At 69.7% G+C, this 15,617-nt stretch carries 17 protein-coding genes; 2 read left to right on the top strand and 15 right to left on the bottom strand.

What is annotated here, in order from left to right; translation table 11 throughout:
- Positions 1-2: 2 nt before the first annotated feature.
- From AU194_RS16935 to AU194_RS32230, 5 genes are all read right to left on the bottom strand, one after another.
- The gene (locus AU194_RS16935) at positions 3-653 is read right to left on the bottom strand and encodes an enoyl-CoA hydratase (RefSeq protein WP_059090404.1); all 651 of its coding nucleotides are present in this window, start codon (positions 651-653) and stop codon (positions 3-5) included.
- Positions 650-1,453 (bottom strand): NUDIX domain-containing protein, encoded by an 804-nt coding sequence (locus tag AU194_RS16940; protein ID WP_059090405.1) that lies wholly within the window; start codon positions 1,451-1,453, stop codon positions 650-652. The genes AU194_RS16935 and AU194_RS16940 overlap by 4 nt, the downstream gene beginning before the upstream one ends.
- Complete coding sequence (locus AU194_RS16945; protein WP_059090406.1) at positions 1,450-2,310, bottom strand: ABC transporter ATP-binding protein; 861 nt, start codon at positions 2,308-2,310, stop codon at positions 1,450-1,452. Before AU194_RS16945 ends, AU194_RS16940 begins: the two co-directional genes overlap by 4 nt.
- Positions 2,280-2,897, bottom strand: coding sequence for a YitT family protein (locus AU194_RS16950; protein ID WP_231743445.1), 618 nt, complete (start codon positions 2,895-2,897; stop codon positions 2,280-2,282). The genes AU194_RS16945 and AU194_RS16950 overlap by 31 nt, the downstream gene beginning before the upstream one ends.
- A gap of 62 nt (positions 2,898-2,959) precedes the next feature.
- The gene (locus tag AU194_RS32230) at positions 2,960-3,115 is read right to left on the bottom strand and encodes a hypothetical protein (RefSeq protein ID WP_197417643.1); all 156 of its coding nucleotides are present in this window, start codon (positions 3,113-3,115) and stop codon (positions 2,960-2,962) included.
- 61 nt (positions 3,116-3,176) lie between these two features.
- Here AU194_RS32230 and AU194_RS16955 point away from each other — a divergent pair, with 61 nt between their 5' ends.
- Positions 3,177-4,625 carry a PLP-dependent aminotransferase family protein gene (locus tag AU194_RS16955; protein WP_231743439.1) on the top strand — a complete coding sequence of 483 codons (1,449 nt, stop codon included), beginning with the start codon at positions 3,177-3,179 and terminating at the stop codon, positions 4,623-4,625.
- Here the strand turns inward: AU194_RS16955 and serB are convergent.
- Positions 4,622-5,860, bottom strand: coding sequence for a phosphoserine phosphatase SerB (gene serB, locus AU194_RS16960; RefSeq protein ID WP_197417644.1), 1,239 nt, complete (start codon positions 5,858-5,860; stop codon positions 4,622-4,624). The genes AU194_RS16955 and serB overlap by 4 nt on opposite strands.
- 22 nt (positions 5,861-5,882) lie before the next feature.
- Entirely contained in the window at positions 5,883-7,613 is a 1,731-nt protein-coding gene (ctaD, locus tag AU194_RS16965; protein ID WP_059090424.1) for a cytochrome c oxidase subunit I, read from the bottom strand.
- 184 nt (positions 7,614-7,797) lie between these two features.
- On the opposite strand from ctaD, the gene AU194_RS16970 reads away from it, so the two are divergent.
- On the top strand, positions 7,798-8,895 hold the full coding sequence (locus AU194_RS16970) for an ABC transporter substrate-binding protein (RefSeq protein ID WP_369804140.1): 1,098 nt from the start codon (positions 7,798-7,800) through the stop codon (positions 8,893-8,895).
- Here the strand turns inward: AU194_RS16970 and AU194_RS16975 are convergent.
- From AU194_RS16975 to AU194_RS17010, 8 genes are all read right to left on the bottom strand, one after another.
- Positions 8,888-9,931 carry an isopenicillin N synthase family oxygenase gene (locus AU194_RS16975; protein WP_059090409.1) on the bottom strand — a complete coding sequence of 348 codons (1,044 nt, stop codon included), beginning with the start codon at positions 9,929-9,931 and terminating at the stop codon, positions 8,888-8,890. The genes AU194_RS16970 and AU194_RS16975 overlap by 8 nt on opposite strands.
- Positions 9,928-10,464, bottom strand: a complete 537-nt coding sequence (locus AU194_RS16980) for a hypothetical protein (RefSeq protein WP_059090410.1) — start codon at positions 10,462-10,464, stop codon at positions 9,928-9,930. Before AU194_RS16980 ends, AU194_RS16975 begins: the two co-directional genes overlap by 4 nt.
- Complete coding sequence (locus tag AU194_RS16985; RefSeq protein ID WP_059090411.1) at positions 10,461-11,297, bottom strand: N-acyl homoserine lactonase family protein; 837 nt, start codon at positions 11,295-11,297, stop codon at positions 10,461-10,463. Before AU194_RS16985 ends, AU194_RS16980 begins: the two co-directional genes overlap by 4 nt.
- On the bottom strand, positions 11,297-12,877 hold the full coding sequence (locus AU194_RS16990) for an ABC transporter substrate-binding protein (protein ID WP_059090412.1): 1,581 nt from the start codon (positions 12,875-12,877) through the stop codon (positions 11,297-11,299). Before AU194_RS16990 ends, AU194_RS16985 begins: the two co-directional genes overlap by 1 nt.
- Positions 12,874-13,512, bottom strand: coding sequence for a cysteine hydrolase family protein (locus AU194_RS16995; protein WP_059090413.1), 639 nt, complete (start codon positions 13,510-13,512; stop codon positions 12,874-12,876). The genes AU194_RS16990 and AU194_RS16995 overlap by 4 nt, the downstream gene beginning before the upstream one ends.
- Positions 13,513-14,517 (bottom strand): ABC transporter permease, encoded by a 1,005-nt coding sequence (locus tag AU194_RS17000; RefSeq protein WP_059090414.1) that lies wholly within the window; start codon positions 14,515-14,517, stop codon positions 13,513-13,515.
- An 8-nt stretch (positions 14,518-14,525) separates the two neighbouring features.
- Positions 14,526-15,392, bottom strand: coding sequence for an ABC transporter permease (locus AU194_RS17005; protein WP_059090415.1), 867 nt, complete (start codon positions 15,390-15,392; stop codon positions 14,526-14,528).
- A partial coding sequence (locus AU194_RS17010; RefSeq protein WP_369804141.1) for an oligopeptide/dipeptide ABC transporter ATP-binding protein occupies positions 15,392-15,617 on the bottom strand: 226 nt, incomplete at its 5' end. The genes AU194_RS17010 and AU194_RS17005, both read right to left, overlap by 1 nt.

Genomic DNA, 15,617 nt, shown 5'->3' on the forward strand with positions numbered 1-15,617 from the left:
GCCTAACCGGCGAAGGCCGCCTTGGCGGCAGCCAGCACCTCGGGTGAGTAGTCGGTGAACCGGCGCGCCCAGGTCACGGCGGCGTCGTAGACCGCGTCGGGGGCCGACAGTTCGTCGAGCAGACCCAGTGCGTGCGCCTCCTCGGCACCGACGAAACGGCCCGAGAACACCAGGTCCTTGGCCTTGCTGAGCCCCACCGCGCGCGCCAGCCGGGCGGTCGCGTCGGGCCCGGGCGTCAGGCCGGCGAGGATCTCGGTCGACCCGACCTTGACGTTGTCGCCGCTGACCCGCCAGTCCGCGGCCAACGCCAGCGTCAGTCCGCTGCCCAGCGCATAGCCGGTCACCGCGGCCACGGTCGGCTTCGGGATCGCGGCGACCGCGGCGAGCGCCTCCCGCGCGGTGCCGGCGGCGGCCGCGGCCTCGTGCGGGTTCAGCTCGCGCAGGGCCGGGACGTCGTCGCCGGCGGAGAAGATCTCGTGCCCGCCGAACAGGATGACCGCGGCGATGTCGTCACGGCCCGCGACCTCGGTGGCCGCCGAGGTCAGTTCGCGATAGACCTGTCGGGTCAGCGCATTGGTCGGCGGATGCGACAGCAGCATAGTGGCGATCCCCGGCTGCTCCTCGCCGGTGTGGACCCCGACGAACTCCCTCATGGGGCTCGGTGGTTGCGCGCCGCGTTGTACCGGTCGCTGTCGAAGAACTCGATCTCCCAGTTGCCGTTGTGGGCGGTGAGCGTGGGCTGCACCGCCTCGATGCGGCGTTCGACGGCGAGGACCTCGGCGACGGAACGCCCGGCCAGCGCGTCGAGCTGCGTCCACGTCGGGGGCAGCAGGAACGACCGGCCGTCGGCGAAGTCGCGCAGCGCCTCCTCGGGGGTGATCCAGCCGGCCTGGTCGGTCTCGGTGTTCTCGCCGTCGGCGCGCTGACCGTCCGGCAGCGCCCCGACGAAGAAGTAGGTGTCGTAGCGGCGAGTGCGCTCCTCCTCGGGGGTCACCCAGTTCGCCCATGGCCGCAGCAGGTCGGCGCGCAGCACCAGCTTCTCGTCGCGCAGGAAGTCGGCGAACGACAGCGACCGGTCGGTCAGCGCCTTGCGCGCGTCCCGGTACACCGACGCATCGTCGACGAGCACGTCCGGATCGTCGGCGGCACCGGCGAACAGCACGCCGCACTCCTCGAACGTCTCGCGGGCGGCGGCGCACACCAGCGCCTCGGCCAGTCCCTCGTCGACTCCCAGCCGCTCGGCCCACCAGTCCGGACCCGGCCCGGCCCAGGCGATGTCGGCACTGCGGTCGCGCTCGTCGACCCCGCCGCCGGGGAACACCATCACCCCGGCGACGAAATCCATACCCGCGTGCCGTCGCATCAGGAAAACTTCATTCTTTTCGGCGATGCCACGCGCAGACCGGATGAGCATCACGGTCGCGGCGGGCCGCGGGACGAGCGGATCGGTCATGAGCGTCTCCTGTGGGCGGCGCGGGTGCGGATGCGACGGGCGAAGTAGCGCCCGTCGATGACGTCGAGGGCGATCTGCTGTCCGAATGCCTTGGACAGGTTCTCGGCGGTCAGCACGTCGCTCAGCAGGCCTGCGGCGACGACTTCGCCCTCCGCCAGGATCAGGCAGTGGCTGAAGCCCTGCGGGATCTCCTCGACGTGGTGGGTGACCAGGACCATCGCGGGCGCATCCGGGTCGTTCGCGAGATCGGACAGCCGCGCGACGAGTTCCTCGCGGCCGCCGAGGTCGAGCCCGGCGGCGGGTTCGTCGAGCAGCAGCAGTTCCGGATCCGTCATCAGCGAGCGCGCGATCAGCACACGCTTGCGCTCCCCCTCTGAAAGGGTGTCGTAGATCCGCTCGGCGAGGTGTTCGGCCCCGACGCTCTCGAGCATGTCGACGGCCTGCTCGTAATCGACGTCGTCATACCGTTCGCGCCACCGGCCGAGCACCGCGTAGCCGGCGGAGACCACCAGATCGCGCACCACTTCGCCGGGCGGGATGCGTTGCGCCAGAGCCGCACTCGACAAGCCCACCCGTGACCGCAGCTCGGCCATGTCGGTGCGGCCGAGCCGCTCACCCAGCACGTAGGCGGTTCCGGAGGACGGATGTTCCATCGCGGCGGCGATGCGCAGCAGTGAGGTCTTCCCGGCGCCGTTGGGACCGATGACCACCCACCGCTCGTCGAGTTCGACCGCCCACGTGAGCGGGCCGACCAGCGTGCGGCCTCCGCGTCGCAGGCTGACTTTCGCGAAGTCGATCAGCAGGTCGTCGTCGGGGGCACCGTCGGTCAGACCCTCGGCCGTGTCTTCTTCGGGCACTCGCCCATCGTGCCGTACTCGGCGGGTGCCGCAACCTGCGGGGCACCCCGGCGTTTCGCGTATGCGGTGGCACCGAAATCGCCCAGCCGCATGAACAGTTGCACCAACGGGCCGATCCCCAGCGCGTACACCACGGTGCCCACCCCGACGGTGCCGCCGAGCAGCCAGCCGGCCAGCAGCACGGTGGCCTCGATCCCGGTCCGCACCAGCCGCACCGACCGGGCGGTCCGGGCGACCAGCCCGGTCATCAGCCCGTCGCGGGGTCCCGGTCCGAGCCCGGCGCCGATGTAGAGCGCGGTGGCCAGCCCGTTGAGCACGACCGCCGCCAGCATCCAGGCCGTCTGCACCGGCAGCGTCGTCGGCGTGGGCAGCACGGCCAGGCTCGCGTCCACGGTGACCGCGATGACGATGACGTTGGCCACCGTGCCGACCCCGGGCCGGTTGCGCAGCGGGATCCAGGCCAGCAGCACCACGACCCCGACCAGGGCGGTGACGGTGCCGATCGTCATTCCGGTGCGGCCGGCGAGGCCCTGGTGGAAGACGTCCCAGGGGTCCAGACCCAGTCCGGCCTTGACCATGAGCGCCATGGAGAACCCGTACAGCGTCAGCCCGACGAGCAGCAGCGTCGTCCGGGCGGTGATCCGCCGCACTATGAGTGGTCCGGGAAACGCATCCTGATGGCGTCCAGTTCGGCGTGCATCCGGCGCGTGTCGGCGTCCAGTTCCGGGTTGGTGAACTCACCTGGACGGATGCTGAACAGATTCGACAGGCCAGTTCCTAATCTTGATATCCAGTTCGATGCCATGTGGCCATTGTTCGGCGGACTGGCTTGCTCATCAATAGCCAGTTGACGCATACTGGCTGCAATGACTCTGGAAATGCCGACCCGGGTGCTCGATGTCGAGCGGCTGGCCCGCGAACTGGGCAACTGGCGCACGGCCAGTTCGAGCGGTCCGGTCTATCAGGGCCTCGCCGACGGCATCCGGATGCTCATCGTCGACGGCCGGCTTCCGGTGGGCGCCCGGTTGCCGAGTGAACGCGCGCTGGCGGAGTGCCTCAAGGTCTCCCGCACCACGGTCACCAGCGCGTACGCCCAGCTGCGCGACGACGGCTATCTGGTCGCCCGGCGCGGTGCCCGCAGTACGACGGCGTTACCGGTGGGCCCGAACGCGCCGTCGGTCCCGGCCCTGGCCCGCCCGGCCGCCAACCTCGCCAACGCCGCGCTGGCCGCCCCCGCCCCGGCGGTGCTCGCCGCGCTCAACGCCGCGACCCAGCAGATCACGCCGTGGTTGCACGGCACCGGCATCGAACTCGCCGGCGTCCCGTCGCTCCGCGCGGCCGTCGCCGAAAGATATTGTGCGCGTGGACTTCCCACCGAGCCCGACGACATCATGATCACCACCGGTGCGCTGCACGCCATCGGGTTGATCCTGGCGACCTACACCCAGCCCGGTGACCGCGTCCTCGTCGAGCAGCCCACGTATCACGGTGCGCTCGCCGCGATCGCCACCGCGGGCGCCCGGCCGGTCCCCGTCGCGGTCGCCGAGGACGCGTGGGACATCGGGGCGGTGCAGACCGCGATCCGCCAACTGGCCCCCAGCCTGGCCTATCTGGTCCCCGACAACCAAAACCCGACCGGGCGGACCATGCCGCGGCCGCAGCGCGCCGAACTGGCCGCGTTGATCGCCGAGACCCGTACCCGCACGATCATCGACGAGACGATGACCGAGGTGTGGCTGGACGAGCCCGTCCCGCCGCCGGTCGCGACGGAGATGACCCGTCGGCACGATCTGGTGCTCACCACCGGCTCGATGTCGAAGTCGTTCTGGGGTGGGCTGCGCATCGGCTGGATACGGGCCGACCCGGCGACGCTGGCCTCGATCGCCGCGCTGCGCCCCTCGATCGACATGGGCACCCCGATCCTCGAACAACTCGCCGCGGCCGAACTGCTCCGCGTCGCCGACGAGGTGCTGCCGGAGCGCCGGGAGATCCTGCGCACTCGCCGGGCGTTGATGCTGTCACTGCTCGACGAGCACCTGCCGGACTGGCAGCCGTGCCCGGGCGGGGGCGGACTGGCGCTGTGGGTGCGTCTGCCGACCCCGATGAGCTCGGCGCTGTCGGCCGCGGCGTCGCGGATGGGCCTCGACATCCCGCCGGGACCGCGCTTCGGGGTGGACGGTTCGTTGGAGCGCTTCATCCGCATCCCCTACACGCTGCCGCCGGAGGAGATGCGGGAGGCGATGGCGCTGCTGGCCCGGGCATGGCATGCCGTCACCGGGGCGACCGCCGCCGCACAGCGCGTCCTGGTGGTCTAGTCCTCGGGGATCTCGACGCGGCGCAGCAGACCGTCGACCGCGTCGGCGGCCTCGATCTCGCCGCGCGTGACCCCGAGCAGGAACAGCACGGTGTCGAGGTACGGATGGCTCAACGAGGCGTCGGCGACCTCACGCAGCGCGGGTTTGGCGTTGAACGCCACGCCCAACCCGGCCGCGGACAGCATGTCGATGTCGTTGGCGCCGTCGCCGACCGCGACGGTCTGCTCCATCGGCACACCGGCCTGCTGGGCGAAGTTGCGCAGCGCCTTGGCCTTACCCGGCCGGTCGATGACCTCACCGATGACGCGGCCGGTCAGCTTGCCGTCGACGATCTCGAGTTCGTTGGCGGCCACGTAGTCCATCATCAGTTCGTGCGCCAGCGGTTCGATCACCTGCCGGAATCCGCCCGAGACGATGCCGCAGTGGTAGCCGAGCCGGCGCAGCGTGCGCAGCGTGGTGCGGGCGCCCGCGGTGAGTTCGATCTGCTCGGCGACGTCGTCGAGCACTGAGGCGGGCAGCCCGGCCAGCGTGGCCACCCGGCGGTGCAGGGATTCGGCGAAGTCCAGTTCGCCGCGCATGGCGGCCTCGGTGACCTCCGCGACGGCGGCCTCGGCCCCGGCCCGCGCGGCCAGCATCTCGATGACCTCGCCCTGGATCAGCGTGGAGTCCACGTCGAACACGATGAGCCGCTTCGCGCGCCGTGACAGGCTGTAGTCCTCGAGTGCGATGTCGACGCCCTCGTCGACGGCGACCCGCGCGAGCGCCTGCTGAAGCTGCCCGTATGCGCCGCCCGCGGGCACCGACACGCGCAGTTCCAGCCCGGTCACCGGGTAGTCGGAAACCCCGCGGATGGTGTCGATGTTGACGCCGAGCGCGGCGACCTCACGGGCCACCACACCGAATGCGCTCGCGGTGATCGGCCGGCCCAGCACGACGATCGTGTGGGTGGACGGCTCGCGCATCACCGGGGTGTCGGCGCTGCGCTCGATCGTCACGTCGAGACCGACCTCGTGGATGGCCTCTTCGACGTCGGTACGCAGCCCGTCGCCGTCGGCGACGTGCGGCGGGACGGCCACCAGCACACCGAGGGTCAGGCGCCGGCGGACCACCACCTGTTCGACGTTGAGCAGTTCGACGCGGTGCCGCGAGAGCACCTCGAACAGCGCCGACGTCACACCCGGCTGATCGACTCCGGTGACGGTGATGAGTACCGACACCTTGGCAGCTGCGTTCACCCCTGGGTTCCGCAGCGGCCCATCAGCTGGACGCGTCGATCGGCTTGGGCTCGTCCGCGTGGTGGTCGCGGCCGACGTGGGCCTCGGCCCGCATCCGCTCGACCATGTGCGGGTAGTGCAGCTCGAACGCCGGGCGCTCCGACCGGATGCGGGGCAGCTCGGTGAAGTTGTGCCGCGGCGGCGGGCAGCTGGTGGCCCACTCGAGCGAGTTGCCGTAACCCCACGGGTCGTCGACGGTGACCGGCTCGCCGTAGCGCCAGCTGCGGAAGATGTTCCACAGGAACGGCAGCGTCGAGATGCCCAGGATGAAGGCGCCGATCGTCGACACGATGTTCAGCGTGGTGAAACCGTCGCTGGGCAGGTAGTCGGCGTAACGACGCGGCATGCCCTCGTCACCGACCCAGTGCTGCACGAGGAAGGTGGTGTGGAAGCCGACGAAGGTCAGCCAGAAGTGGAGCTTGCCCAGCTTCTCGTCGAGCAGGCGGCCGGTCATCTTCGGGAACCAGAAGTAGATGCCGGCGTACGTGGCGAACACGATGGTGCCGAACAGCACGTAGTGGAAGTGCGCGATGACGAAGTAGCTGTCGGTCACGTGGAAGTCCAGCGGCGGGCTGGCCAGCAGCACACCCGACAGACCACCGAGCAGGAACGTGATGAGGAAGCCGACCGAGAACAGCATCGGTGTCTCGAACGTCAACTGGCCTTTCCACATCGTGCCGATCCAGTTGAAGAACTTGATACCGGTCGGCACCGCGATGAGGAACGTCATGAACGAGAAGAACGGCAGCAGCACCGCACCGGTGGCGTACATGTGATGCGCCCACACCGCCACCGAGAGCGCGGCGATCGCGATGGTCGCGTAGATCAGCGTGGTGTAGCCGAAGATCGGCTTGCGGCTGAACACCGGGAAGATCTCACTGACGATGCCGAAGAACGGCAGCGCGATGATGTACACCTCGGGGTGCCCGAAGAACCAGAACAGGTGCTGCCACAGCAGCACGCCGCCGTTGGCCGGGTCGTAGATGTGCGCGCCGAGGTGCCGGTCGGCGGCCAGGCCGAACAGCGCCGCGGTCAGCAGCGGGAAGGCCAGCAGCACCAGGATCGACGTCACCAGGATATTCCAGGTGAAGATCGGCATCCGGAACATCGTCATACCGGGGGCACGCATGCAGACCACGGTCGTGATCATGTTGACGCCACCGAGGATGGTGCCCAGACCACCGACGGCCAGGCCCATGATCCACAGGTCACCACCGGCGCCGGGCGAGTGGATCGCGTCGGTCAGCGGTGAGTAGGCGGTCCAGCCGAAGTCGGCGGCGCCACCGGGGGTGATGAAGCCGGCGATCGCGATCAGCGCGCCGAACAGGAACAGCCAGAACGAGAAGGCGTTGAGGCGCGGGAACGCCACGTCCGGGGCGCCGATCTGCAGCGGCAGCACCAGGTTGGCGAACCCGAACACGATCGGGGTGGCGTAGAACAGCAGCATCACCGTGCCGTGCATGGTGAAGAGCTGGTTGTACTGCTCGTTCGACAGGAACTGGAGCCCGGGGACCGCCAGCTCGGTGCGCATGAACAGCGCCATGAGCCCGCCGATCAAGAAGAACGCGAAGCAGGCGATGCAGTACATGATGCCGATCAGCTTGTGATCGGTGGTCGTGATGACCTTGTAGATCAGGTTGCCCTTGGGACCGAGGCGCTCCGGGAACGGACGACGTGCCTCGAGTTCTCCGATTGGGGGCGCTTCGGCTACCAAGAGGTCCTCCAAAAGTTCTGTCGGCGATTCCCCGCCTTGCTGCCACGAATCCTATCGCTCGATGCGACAGGGGTCAGCCTGGGTCCTACAAACCGTCGTAATTGCGTGTCGGGGCACGTGGGCGGCGGTCGACGCCACGCCCGCGACCAGGATGTATGTGCTCGATGATGTTACCGTCGCCCCCGTGCTGATCGGCCGACCGCAGACCAGGGCCCGCGCGTGGGTGAAGACGACGGTGACGACCTCAGTGCTTGCGGCCACGCTGGCCGGGTGCGGCGCCTCCGGCGGTGACGCGGGTGACGCGGGTCAGGCGCCGATGAACTCGGTGATCACCAGCACCACCCGGATCGCCGGGGCCGGCGTGCTGGGCAACGACCGCCGCCCCGACGAGTCCTGCGCCCCCGAACCGGCCCCGGTCGACCCCGGTCCCCCCGAACGCGAGGTCCGGCACGCCGCCGGTGAGACTCGCGTGGTCGCCGACCCGCAGCGCATCGTGGTGCTCTCCGGCGACCAGCTCGACACGCTGTGCGCGCTGGGTCTGCAGTCCCGCATCGTCGCCGCCGCCCTGCCCGACGGCAGCGACCAGCAGCCCTCCTACCTCGGCGCGGTGATCCACGACGCGCCGCAGGCGGGCACCCGCAGCGCACCGGACCTCGACGCGATCCGCGCCGCGGACCCCGACCTCATCCTCGGCTCGCAGGCGCTGACCCCGGAACTGTTCGACTCCCTCGGCGAGATCGCGCCGACGGTGTTCACCGGGCCGCCCGGCGCGCACTGGCAGGCCAACCTGCGTGTGGTGGCCGCCGCGACCGGGCGGTTCGACGCTGGCGGCGGCCTGCTGGGCGGGTTCGCCGAGGCCGCGCGCCGGACCGCCGCCGACAACGACACCGCCCACTTCCAGGCGTCGGTGGTGCAGGTGACCGAGGACACCGTGCGGGTCTACGGCCGCGACAGCTTCGCGGGCAGCGTGCTGGCCGAAGCGGGTCTCGACCGGCCCGCCGCGCAACGCTTCACCGACGGCCCGTTCGTCGAACTCGGCACCGGCGACGACCCGGACTACGGGATCGCCGACGCCGACATCGTTTACGTGTCGTTCGCGTCGGCCGCTGCGCGCGAGGACGCCCCGCGCATCCTCGACAGCGATGCGTGGCGGGCGTTGTCGGCGGCGCAGGACAACCGGGTCTACATCGTCAACAACGAGGTGTGGCAGACCGGCGAGGGCATCGTCGCCGCGCGCGGCATCCTGTCCGACCTGCGGTGGGTCAACGCGCCGATCAACTAGCGCGGTCCTGCAGCGCCTGCTGACCGAACTGTCCGAGCGCCAGTGACCCCTCCGGCAGCATCAGCTCCCCGCTCTCCAGCCGGCGACGCAGATAGGCGAACGACTGGGCGGTCTGGGCGAACAGGTGCTCACCGGCGTGCAGCGCCGGACGCGGCCGCTCGTCGCGGGGTGCGAACTGCGGCAGCGGTTTGACCTCGGTGTGGTAGTCGACGTTGAAGAACAGCGGGAACGAGTAGCGCTCCTCTTTCACCTTCCGCACCCGGTGGCTGGTGGCGACGAACGCCCCATTGGTCCACAGCTCGAGCATGTCGCCGATGTTGACGACGAACGTGCCCGCCACCGGGGGCACGTCGATCCACTGCCCGGCGCCGTTGAGCACCTCCAATCCAGGCGCGGTCGGCTTGAGCAGCGTGAAGCACTCGTAGTCGGTGTGGGCACCGATGCCCATGCGGTCCTCGGCGTCGGGGTTGTACGGGTAGTGCATCAGGCGCAGTTGGCTCGGTGTCTTGGTGGCGTGGCGGGTGAACACATCGGGGTCCTCGCCGAGCGCGATCGCGAACGCCCACAACAACTTCTGGCCGACCTCGAGCACCGCGGTGTAGTAGTCGGTGACGGCCTCGGCGAATCCGGGGATGTCGGGCCAGGTGTTGGGTCCGAGCATGGGGTTGCCGGCCAGGTGGTCGGGATCGTCGGCAGGCAGGTCCAGCGCGGTGTCGAACGCCTCCTTGAGGTCCGGTGTGACCTGCTCGGCGACGCCCTCCTCCCCGACCGGCACGTAGCCGCGATGACACCGTGACAGGCCGATGTAGCTGCGCATCTTCTCCTCGAGCGGCAGCGCAAAGAACTCCTTCACCTTGGCGAGCATCCGGTCGAACAGCGCATCGTCGACACCCGATCCGCTGATGTAGAAGAACCCGACGTCGCGGGCCGCGGCGCCGAGGTCGTCGGCCACCCGCCGATGGTCCGCCCGGTCGGCCGACCGCAGTCCACTGATGTCGATCACCGGGACCGACGTGAAATCCGTTGCACCACTCACAGTTCGACTTCTCCCTCGCGTCGTATCACGTTCCAGTGCACTCCGTCGGCGCGGATGCCGGCGTCCTCGCCGACCGGGCCGACTGCCTCCCACCGGCCGTCGCCGACCCGTCCGAGCACCACGGATTCGCCTCGCGCCCAGCCGAACCGGTCCCCCACCCGCAGCAGGAGCGCGCGGTCGGCGCCTGCGCCCAACTCCACCGCCCAGCACGGCTCGGCCGGTCCGGTGTCGCGCACCCAGTGTTCGACGTAGTCGCTGTGCACGCCGCACTCGACGAGGACGTCGCCGTCCCAACTCGTGTGCCCTTCGTCGGGGAACTCGGCAGGCGGCAGGGCGTCGATGTCACGGCGCCAGGCGAAGACGTCCCCGTGCTGGGTGAGCACACCGGCGAAGCCACGGGAGTCGACGTAGGCGCTGACACCCTGTAGCCACAGCACGTCGGTTCCGGTGTCCCGTGATCCGTCGGCCTCGATGAGCAGGGTGCGCCGCCACAGTCCGACGCACTCCCGCATCACCACCGCGAGATCGGTCACGGCGCCACCGGCCCGAACCGCTCGTGGAAGTGCTGGGTGAGCTCCGGCCACACGTGCGGATCGTGGCCCGGGATGAGCGGGAACCCCCTCTCGGCGGCCAACTTCTTGAGCCTGCGGATCGGTTCGACGGTGTCCTCGGGGTCGACGTCGATGAACCCGCCGATCGCCAACTCGTGTTCGATGTTCTCGGTGAGGTCGGCGGCGTCGAACGCGAACACGAACCCGTCCCCACCGACGGACTCGTCGAGCTCCACCACGAAACTCTGGTGTCCCGGGGTGTGCCCGTAGGTCGGCACCGCCGTGATTCCCGGTGCGATCTCGGCGTCCCCGTCGGCCAGCCGCCAGTCGATGCGGGGGTCGTCGAAGTCGACTCGCACGATCGCATGGTGTTCGGGCTCAGGGTGATTCGACAGCCCGTACTCGAGCTCGCGGCGTTGGGCGTGTACCGGGACCTTGCCGGCGAACAGTTTGAGCCCGCCCGCGTGGTCGTGGTGGAGGTGGCTGACGGCGACGGTGTGGATCTGGTCGATGTCGACGCCGACCTCGGCCAACCGCTGTTCGATCGGTTCACCCGGGCCGGGCAGCACCGGCCGGTATTCGACCGTCGGAAAGAACCGCCGGTACAGGTAGGGGTCGCGGACCAGGGCCGTGTTGAACCCGGTGTCGAGCAGCACCCACCCGCCGTCGGTCTGCAGCAGTACCCCGGGCACCGGTTCACGCATCCGCTCCCCCGCCGGCGCACCGTGCACGGACACCGATTTGGGCAGTTCCTCCCAACCCAGGGTCAGCAGGATGATGCGGCGCACTCCGCTGCGCCCGACCAGTGTCGCCATCAGCCCACCGACAGTTCGGCCAGCCGAAGCGAGTTCGGATTCGTCACCACGTGGGCCTGTTCGACACCCTTGAGCCACGGCTGGGCGACCATGAAGTCGTCGACGTCGGCGAGGTTGAGCCAGCAGCCGGTGTCCTCGGCGGCGGCCGCCGCCTCCGAGAAGGCCTGCGCCTCACCGGTTTCCAACCCGCGGGTCAGCGCCGCGGTCACCGGGGGCGCCGAACAGCCCAGGTAGTTCAGCCCGCCGTCGGCGTCCCAGGTGATGTGTCCCCAGGTGTAGGGCGACGGTGCGTCGGGCCACGCGGTGGACGTCAGGATGTCGGGTGCGTTGGGCGCGTCGTTGCCGATCCAGCCGTAGATCTCCGAGGTCGGGTAGCTCTGCACCTTCGCGGTCAGCCCGGCCGCCGCCAGCTGGGTCTGGATCAGGTTGTTGATGAGCTGGTTGTCGGGGTTGGACGAGTCGTATCCGACGGTGACCGTCTTCTGGTCCGCGGGCAATCCGGCCGCGAGCGCGGTCAGCTGCGACGGGTCGTGGGTGACCGTCTGTTTGGCCAATTCCGGGGCGAGCATGTTCGGCGGGTACAGCTGTTCGGCCTCCTTCCCGCGACCGAAGTAGGTCTGTTTGACCAGGGTGTCGACGTCGATGGCGGCCAGCAGCGCGGCCCGGTTCTTCGGGTCGGTGAGCATGCCGCGGCGCGGGTTGAGGTACAGGTAGTTCGACATCATCGTCGGCAGCGAGAAGTGCGCGTACTTGTCGTTGTTCAGGTACGACTCGACCGCCGAGGACGGCAGATCGTGCAGGATCGCCGCGATCTGGCCGTTGTTGAACTGCAGCTGCTGGGCCGACACGTCGGTGATGACCGGGATCTCGACCTGCTCGAAATAGGGCTTCTCACCCCAGTATCCGGGGTAGGCGGTCAGCGCGTAGCGGGAGCCGACCTCGGCGGCGGCGAGTGTGTACGGTCCGGTGCCGAGGTCGTGGGTGGTCAGGTAGTTCTGGGCGTGGTCGCCACCGTCGTTGTCGGCCAACCCCTTCGGGCTGAGCATCCGGGGGCCGTAGGGGCAGGCGAGGTAGTCCAGGAACGCCGAGTTCGGGGACTTCAGGGTGATGGTGACGTCGTGGTCGCCCTGGGTGGTGACCGATTCGACGTCGGCGACCATGTACGCCGGGCCCTGGTCGACGGCCAGTCGCCGGTCGAAGGAGGCCTTGACCGCGGCGGAGGTGAACGGGGTGCCGTCGTGGAACGTCACGCCTTCGCGCAGTTTGAACGTGAACATCCTGTGGTCGGGCGATTCGGTCCACTCGGTGGCCAGCAGCGGTTCGATCTCCGGCTTCTCGGTGCCGCCCTTGTACTGCAGCAGACCCTCGTAGATGTTGGTGGTCAGCAGCAGACCCTGGCCGGCGTAGAAGACGTCCGGGTCCGGCGGTTGGCCGGGGTCCTGCAGGAACGACAGGTGCAGCACCTTGTCGGCCGGGGCCGCGTTGGGCGCACCGCCCCCGGAATCCGAACCGCCACAGGCACTCAACGTCAGGGCAGTGACCGCCGCCAGTGCGGCGGCGCGCAGCGACGGGCGGATCACCGGCCGGCTCCTTCCAGGACGGGCGCCATCGCGGCGAAGGCGTCGAGGATCTCCTCGGTGGTGCGCATCGCCCCGGTCTGCAGGTACTCCATCGCGTCGAGTGCGGCGTCGTGGCGGTACTGCGACGAGCCGCCGACACAGTCGGTCACCACCCGCACGTAGTAGTCACGCTGGTGGGCGTCGGCGAAGGTGTAGTGCACGCACACGTCGGTGAGGCCGCCGATGAGGATCAGCGTGGAGGCCCGCACACCGCGCAGCACGATGTCGAATTCGGTGCCGATGAACCCGGAGTAGCGGCGCTTGACGATGTGGAACTCCTTGTCGTCGCGGTCGGGCAGCGGCCGTAGGGAGGGTTCCAGGTCGGTGCCCGCACGCCCCGCGATGCAGTGCGGCCCCTCGACGCCGTCGAGTTCGCGGCCGAAGTCGACGCCGCTGGGCCGGTGCACCTCCTGGAAGAACACGATCGGCAGGTCGGCGGCGCGGGCGGCGGCCACGAGACGCGCTGCGCGGGCGACGCGTTCGGCGTGCCCGGCCATGTGCGGGATGCCGACCTCGTCGACGGGCATCCCGCCGCCTTGCTGGATGTCGACGACGACGAGCACGGGATTGCCAACGATGAGTGGTTGTTCGGGCACTTAACCTCCTTGGACGGTGATACGCGGATCGGCGGCCGCCTGCAGGAGGTCCACCATGGTGTTGATGAAGACGTAGAGCGCGCCGAGCATCAGCGTGACGCCGGCGATGGCCGGGAAGTCGGCCACCGGGATGCTCTGGGCGATGTACTGACCGATGCCCGGCCAGCCGAACACCTGCTCGACGACGAGCACCCCGGAGAACATCAACCCGATCTGCAGCCCGGTCATCGACAGTGCGGCACCGATCGAGTTGCGCAGCACGTGGCGGGCCATGATCCGGCTCTCCGAAAGTCCTTTGGCGCGTGCGGTTCTGGCGTAGTCGCTGTCGATGTCGCCGATCAGGCTCGACCGGAGCACCCGGCCGATCGCGACCGCGGGGCCGATGGCGATCACCACGGCGGGCAGGATCAGGTGGTGCAGCGCGTCGGCGACGACGTCGAAGCGGGCGTGCAGCAGCCCGTCGACGGTCAGCAGGCCGGTGGGGCCGCTGGGCGGATTCGCCACGGCGATGCGCCCGTTGGCCGGGACCCAGCCGAGCTGCTGGTAGAACACGATCAGCCCGAGGATGCCGAGTAGGAACATCGGCGCCGACGACCCGGTGAACAGCACCGCGCGCAGCACGGCCGCGCCGCGCCACCGCAGCGTCGTGCTGAACGCGAGCAACGCCGCGAGCACCAGGGCGATGACGATCCCGAACAACGCGAGTTCCAGTGTGGCGGGCAGGAAGTCGCCGAGGTCGGAGGCCACCGCATGCCGGGTGCGGTACGACGTACCGAGATCGCCGGTCACCGCACCCTTGAGGTAGTTCCAGAACTGCACCAGGATCGGGTCGTTGAGGCCGAGCGCCTCGCGGCGGGCGGCGACGGCCTGCTGGGAGGCCTGCGCACCCAGCTGGGCCTTGACCGGATCCAGCGGGGAGATCTGGGCGAGCACGAACATCACCCCGGTCAGGGCGACGAGGATCGCGAACATGGCGGCGATCCGGGTGGTCACGAAGGTCCGCATGAGGGTCCCTACTTCGTCTTCATCAGGTTGCGCAGGCTGTCGCCGGCGACGTTGCCGATCAGCGCGAGTACCAGCACGCCGAGGCCGGGCATCACGGGAATCCACCACTGCTGCAGGAAGTAGCTGAGGTTGCGCGCGGAGTCGGCGCCGAGTTCCGGTGCGGGAGCGGACTGTCCGAGCCCGAGGAACGACAGCGCGGCCAGGGTCAGGATCAGCGTGCCGATGTCGAGGCTGGCCGCGACGACCGCGTTGGGCACCGCACCGGGCAGCAGGTGGCGGCGGGCCAGCCGGATCGGCCCGACCCCGGCGAGTTTGGCGGCCTCGACGTGCGGGCGGGCCGCCAGCCGGGTGATCTCGCCGCGCACCAGGCGGGCGTAGAACGGCCACCACACGATCGACACCGCGATCAGCGTGTGCAGGAACCCGGGTCCGAGCGCAGCGACCACCGCGATCGCCAGCACCGGTGCGGGCAGCGACAGGAACGCGTCGGTGATGCGCATCAGCACCGAGTCGACCCAGCCGCCCGCCGTCCCGGCGATCAGCCCGATCAGACCGCCGATCAACAGTCCCAACGCAACCACCGCGAGCGCGGCGAACCAGCTCGACCGGGCGCCGTAGAGCACCCGTGACAGGATGTCGCGGCCGACGCTGTCGGTGCCGAGCAGGAACCCGTCCACCCCCGGCGCCTGCAGCGGCATCCCGACCGGCAGCAGCGGATCGTAGGGCGCCAGCACGGGGACGGCGATCGCGACCAGGGTGACGACGCCGATGAGCGAGAACCCGATCCAGTTCACCACCGCCGACCGGGAGTGCGGCAGCGTCAGCACCCGACGCCGGGTGCGCACCATGGCCGGTGCGGGCAGCGCGACGGCCATCAGCTCGCCTTCCGTTCGATGCAGGCCACCTGGTGCGGGTTGCCGGGGAAGCCTTCGAGGCGGACGTCGAGTTCGCGGTCATCGCAGGCGTCGACGGCCAGCGGGCACCGCGGGTGGAAGGCGCATCCGGTGGGTGGGGACAGCGGGCTGGCGGGTTCGCCCGCCAGCGAACGGGGTTCGCGTCCGAGGTCGGGGATGGAGTCGACGAGGGCCTGGGTGTAGGGG

The sequence above is a fragment of the Mycobacterium sp. GA-2829 genome (genome assembly GCF_001499965.1).
Taxonomy (GTDB): Bacteria; Actinomycetota; Actinomycetes; order Mycobacteriales; family Mycobacteriaceae; genus Mycobacterium.